Below are 6132 nucleotides of genomic sequence, written 5' to 3' on the forward strand. Positions count from 1 at the left end.
ATGGAATGAGACGTTTTGGGAAAAAGCTTTCGTTACTTGCCACGTGCGCGCTTCTGCAATTCGGGAGCGCCGCCGCCGAAGACACGTCGACGAAGATCGTCGATGACCCGCTCGAACTGACGATCCACTTCCATTTCCGTGACAAGTACGTCTACACGGAGAACTGGCCCGTCGAGAAGAAAGCGGCCGAATGGACCGGAATCCATGTCAAGAACGTGGCCTCACTTGCCACCAGCAACAGCCGCGACGCCTTCAACCTGTTGATGGCGTCCGGCGATCTGCCTGATATCGTGGGAGGCGATGTGACAGGTGGGCTCAAGGACGATTTTATCCGCTACGGCATGGAAGGCGCCTTCCTGCCGCTTGACGACCTGATCGCGGAAAACGCGCCCAACCTGAAGAAGTTCTTCGACGATCATCCGGTTGTCCGCCGCGCCATCAGCGCGCCCGATGGGCATATCTACTTCATCCCTTATGTCCCGGAAGGAGAGTATTCGCGTGCCTGGTTCATCCGCAAGGACTGGCTGGACAAGCTCGGCCTCAAGGAGCCGCAAAACGTCGACGAGCTCTACACCGTGCTCAAGGCATTTCGCGAAAAAGATCCCAACGGCAACGGCAAGAAGGACGAGGTTCCGTATTTCGCCCGCGAGCCGATCGAGGCGGTGCGGCTCATCAACATGTGGGATGCGCGCGTCTCGGGATCGGAACGCTACGGCGACTTCATGGTCGAGGACGGCAAGATCGTGCACCCATGGACGACGGATAACTACAAGACCGGGATTTCAAAGGTTGCCCAGTGGTTCGGCGAAGGGCTCATCGACACGGAAGTCTTTACCCGGGGCGCACGCGTTCGCGAATACATGCTCGGCAACAATCTCGGCGGCATGACCCATGACTGGTTCGCCAGCACCTCAAACTACACCGAGGCCCTGAAGGACAGCGTTCCAGGCATCAATTTCGCACCGATGCTGCCACCGAAAACGGCGTCGGGAAAGCGCTTCGAGGACAGTCGGCGCGCGACCGTCCAGCCAGCCGGTTGGGCGATCTCCTACACCAACCAGCATCCCGCCGAGACGATCAAGTACTTCGACTTCTGGTTCTCCGAAAAGGGCCGAATCCTCTCCAACTGGGGTGTCGAGGGCGTCAACTACGACATGAAGGACGGTAAGCCTGTCTACAAGGACAGCGTCCTCAAGAACCAAAAGCCGGTTAACGCCCAGATGTGGGAGATCGGCGCCGGTGTGCCGCGCGGCTACCGGGCGTCCTACCCGTCCGAAGAACAGTGGACCAACAAGATGGCCCTCGACGGGATCGCCATGTACGAGAAGGAACCCGGCCTGCTGCAGCCCGAGTTCACCGGCGTCTCGATGAGCGCCGAGGAACGGGCAGTCTACGACAAGTACTGGCCGAGCCTGCTCACATACATGACCGAGATGCAGCAGACCTTCGTGCTCGGCGCGCAGAATGTCGACGCCTCCTGGGATGCCTATCAGGCGCGTCTCGAGCAGCTTGGTCTGCCCGAGGTCATCGAGGTCATGCAGACAGCCTACGACCGCCAGTACGCCAAGAACTGACACATCAGGGCGCGGCGCGGCCGCGCCCTATTCACTCCCCGACCTGTTAAAGGACGTCATTTTCGATGCCCAAAGCTGACGAAGCCACGCGACTGCATTATCTCGACGAGCCGAGACCCGGCACGCTGACGATCACCTATCAGCCGAACGGCTCCGCCATCCAGGAGAACCCGCCGCGCTTCAGCTGGCTGCCGGCGCTGGACGACAATGCCCGCTATGCACTGAAGGTGTCCCGGGATCCATCCTTTCCACCGGCCGATACGCTGCTGTTCGAAGACCTTGCCTGGAACTTCTTCACCCCGGATGTGACCTTCGAGCCCGGCATCTATCATTGGGCCTTCGCGCTTTGGGATAACGCATCGAAAACCGTTGTGTCCGCCTGGAGCAGCGTGCGAACATTCGAGATCCTGCCCGGCTTGCCGGAAACACCGCTGCCGCGTGCAGAAGTCCGCTGGAAGGCTGCGGATCTTCGCCACCCACGACTTTGGCTCGGTCCGACCGAAGTCAGTGATTTCCGCGAGCGCCTGAAGGCCGACGCCGATCATTGCGGCTGGCAGGGCTTTTTCGACAAGTCCGTCACACCATGGCTCTCGCGCGATTTCATCGCGGAGCCCGCCCTCTATCCGAACAACGTGCGCGTCGCGAAACTCTGGCGGCAGATGTATATCGATTGCCAGGAAGCCATCTACGCGGTGCGCCACCTGGCGATCGCCGCGGTAATCCTCGACGATCCCGCGCTGATCGCCAAGGCGCGCGAATGGCTGCTGTCGATCGCTCGATGGGACCGCGTAGGCGCCACCGCGCGTTCCTACAACGACGAGGCCGCTTTCCGGGTCGTAACCGCGCTCGCCTGGGGCTACGACTGGCTGTGGGATCATCTCGACGACGCGGAACGGACCGAGGTCCGCGAGGTTCTGCTGGCGCGAACGCGCGAGGTCGCCGACCATGTCCTGTGGCGCGCGCGCATCCATGTCTTCCCCTATGACAGTCACGCCGTGCGCTCGCTATCGGCGGCATTGACGGCGGCCTGCATCGCCCTTGCGGGAGAAAGCGACGAGGCGGAAGACTGGCTCGACTACACGATAGAATTCCTGTTCACACTCTACTCGCCGTGGGGCGATGCGGATGGCGGCTGGGCCGAGGGGCCGCATTACTGGATGACAGGCATCGCCTACCTGACGGAGGCCGCCAACCTCATCAAGAACTTCCTGGACGTCGACCTCTACAAGCGGCCGTTCTTCCATAAGACCGGCGACTTCCCCCTCTACACCAAGGCGCCGGGTACGCGTCGTGCCTGTTTCGGCGACGATTCCACCCTTGGCGATCCGCCGGGAGTGAAGGTCGGCTACAATGTCCGCCAGTTCGCAGGCGTCACCGGCAACCCCTACTACCAGTGGTACTACGAGCGCCTGAAGGCAGACGCCGCCGGAACCGAGACGGAGTTCTACAATTACGGCTGGTGGGATCTCAATTTCGACGATCTCGTCTACCGCCACGACTATCCGCAGATCGTAGCGCAGGCGCCGAGCGACCTGCCGCCGGTGAAATGGTTCAAGGATATCGGCTGGGTCGCCATCCAGAAATACATGGACGATCCGCAGCGGCATATCCAATTTCTGTTCAAGAGCAGCACCTTCGGCTCGCTCAGCCACAGCCATGGCGACCAGAACGCTTTCCTGCTCTATGCCTTCGGCGAAGATCTGGCCATCCAGAGCGGCTACTACGTGGCCTTCAACTCCACCATGCACCGCAACTGGCGACGCCAGACCATTTCCAAGAATGCCATCCTCATCGACGGCAAAGGTCAATATGCGGACGGCGACAAGACGATTGCAAAGAAGGCCGGGGGGCGGATCGTCACTGTGCGCGAGGAGCCGTCCTATGTCTTCATCAGCGGCGACGCGACGGCAGCCTATCGGGCCGCAGATCCCGACGTGCTGCGGGCGGAACGCGACGTCTACTTCACCGCAAGCGATTTCCTGGTGCTTGTCGACCGCATCGAATGCTCCCGGCCGAAGCCCATTCAATGGTTGTTTCATGCGACGCGACCGATGGACGTCGGCACCAACAGCTTCCGCCTGACCGGAGAGCGCGCCGGCCTTTACGGGCTGTTCGTGCATTCGACCTCCGGCCCGCCCGACATTCGCCTGGTCGAAGGCTTCGAAGGTGTCGATGCCGCCGACATCGAGGGCCTGGAAACCCAATACCATATCGAGGCCAGCCTGCCGTCGGCGAGCAAGCACACGCTCGTCACCCTGCTCGTGCCCTATTCGCTCGATGAGCGGCGACGGGTCTTCCACTTCATCGACGACCAAGGGTTCAGCGCCGACATCTACTTCACCGATGTCGACGACAACCAGCTGCGTATCGTCATCCCAAAGAACTTCTGATCACGAAAGGATATTTCCATGAACGGACTGAAAGACAAAGTCGTGCTGGTCACCGGCGGCGGACGCGACATCGGCAAGGCTTGCGCCGAACGACTTGCCAAGGAAGGCGCAAAGGTCGTCGTCACCTATTTCGGCTCGGCATCCGGCGCCGAACAGAGCGTCGGCGCGATCAAGGCGGCGGGCGGCACGGCGGTCGCCATTAAAGCCGACATGACCAAAGCGGCTGATGCGCAGGCCGCTGTCGACAAGGCCGTGTCGGAATTCGGCAGGCTTGATGGCCTCGTGCACGTCGCCGGTGGCATCATCGCCCGCAAGACGCTGTCCGAAATGGACGAGGCGTTCTTCCGTGAAGTGGTAGACGTCAACCTGACATCTTTGTTCAACGCAACCAAAGCCTCGGTCCCCGCCATGAGTGAAGGAGGATCGATTGTCACCTTCGCGTCCCAGGCCGGTCGTGATGGCGGTGGCCCCGGCGCCGTCGCCTACGCGACCTCCAAGGGCGCCGTGATGACGTTCACGCGTGGCCTGTCGAAGGAACTCGGCCCCAAGATCAGGGTCAACGCCGTCTGCCCCGGAATGATCTCCACCGCTTTCCACGACACCTTCACGAAACCGGAAGTGCGCGAGCGGGTTGCGGCAGCGACACCTCTCAAGCGAGAGGGACAATCGGCTGAGGTCGCAAGTCTGGTCGCCTTCCTCGTCTCCGACGAGGCAGCCTTCATCACCGGCGCCAGCTACGACGTCAACGGCGGCACGTTCTTCTCGTAGGACCGGAACATGGCAGTCACATCTCCGATCCATGGGAGCAGGGTCGCCCTGCTCGGGACCTCGCTCGTCCAGCAGAACCACGATGCCGGCGAGCGGCATATCCGGTCGTCGGCCAGAGGCTGGTCGACATGGGCGGAGGTGCTGACCAATGGCCAGCTTGACATCGCTGTCTTCCACGACCCGCGCGTTCACCCCGGATGGGAGCCGAGCGGGCGGGCGGGCGTGACACGCGGGTTCACCGGTCTTAACGCCGGCGTCTCGGGCCAGAAGACCCTTGATATCGCCAACCGGATAGACCAGGTCCTCGCTCTCGATTTCGACCTCATCATCGTCGACGCCGGAACCAATGACATGATGGTGGAGACCAAGGAAACCATTCAGGCGACCCGCGAGGCGATCGTGTCCCGCCTGCTCGATGCCGGCAAGCTTGTCATCCTGCTGCCGATCCTTGCCCGCGGCACGCAAAAATGGCCCGCCGGCGGATCGGAGCGTGCCAAGGCGCACTGGATCAACCAGAAAAGCCGTGCCTTCGCGGCCCGCAGAGCCCGCTGCCATATCTTCGACTGGAACAGTACCTGGGTGGACTGGGATAGCGCCGACGGCGTTCCGCATGCCGGATTTTCCGATGACGGCACGCATTTTTCCGTGCCGGGCGGCCATGCGGTCGGCAAGGCGTTAGCCGAGTACCTCAGCGGCCTGCTTGCTCCCCACATTCCGGAACGGTGGGCACGGGACGATCGTTTCGACCCGGTTGACAATCCCCTCGGAAATATCGTTCCCGGCCCACTTCCGCGCAACGCAAACGCGCCTGCGGGCGCGCTGTCATCCGACTGCGAAATCACCGCCAGCCGGACCATCAGCAGCACCGGTCATCCGACGGGCTGGCAAGACGTCAGTCTGGAAAGTGGCCATTGCGTCCTGGAGATCTTGCCGGAAGATTTCATCAATCCTCTGCCGGCCGGCGCCTGGGTCCGGGCAAGTTGCGCGGTCGAGGTCGACGCGCATGACGGCTGGCGAGACGTTTCACTTGTGCTTGAAGACTGTAGCCCGGATGGTCTGACTGCGCAGGCACTCGCACCATTCGATCTCGGCGATGGCGACCTCGCGCCATATCCGAACGAGGCATGGTCGGGCATGCTGAGGACACCGCCGATTAAAATCAAAATGCCATCGCAGAGGCTTCGGCTCGCGCTCAACCTGCGCATTATCTCGTCTGGGCGCCCAGCATCAATGCGGTTCTCCACTCCGGAACTGCGCCAGAACGAACCGCCCGCCCTAGGCTCGCGCCGCTAAACCATCTGGGATTGTCAGGCGACATGTAAAACTGGTCCGGTAGCGACACCTAAAACTGGTCCCTCTTTCAGACCTTAGGAGGGACTAATGGACGTTGAGACAGGTAC

Annotated in this window: 4 protein-coding genes; all 4 read left to right on the forward strand. The window is 61.7% G+C overall.

What is annotated here, in order from left to right; all coding sequences use genetic code 11:
• Positions 1 to 5 precede the first annotated feature (5 nt).
• Complete coding sequence (locus ABIE33_RS32880; protein WP_429132856.1) at positions 6 to 1574, forward strand: extracellular solute-binding protein; 1569 nt, start codon at positions 6 to 8, stop codon at positions 1572 to 1574.
• 65 nt (positions 1575 to 1639) lie between these two features.
• On the forward strand, positions 1640 to 3964 hold the full coding sequence (locus tag ABIE33_RS32885) for a DUF4962 domain-containing protein (protein ID WP_429132858.1): 2325 nt from the start codon (positions 1640 to 1642) through the stop codon (positions 3962 to 3964).
• Between the two features lie 18 nt (positions 3965 to 3982).
• Positions 3983 to 4732, forward strand: a complete 750-nt coding sequence (locus tag ABIE33_RS32890; protein WP_429132860.1) for an SDR family NAD(P)-dependent oxidoreductase — start codon at positions 3983 to 3985, stop codon at positions 4730 to 4732.
• Between the two features lie 9 nt (positions 4733 to 4741).
• Entirely contained in the window at positions 4742 to 6025 is a 1284-nt protein-coding gene (locus ABIE33_RS32895; RefSeq protein WP_429132862.1) for an SGNH/GDSL hydrolase family protein, read from the forward strand.
• Positions 6026 to 6132 lie beyond the last annotated feature (107 nt).

The organism is Ensifer sp. 4252 (assembly GCF_050434565.1).
Taxonomy (GTDB): Bacteria; Pseudomonadota; Alphaproteobacteria; order Rhizobiales; family Rhizobiaceae; genus Ensifer.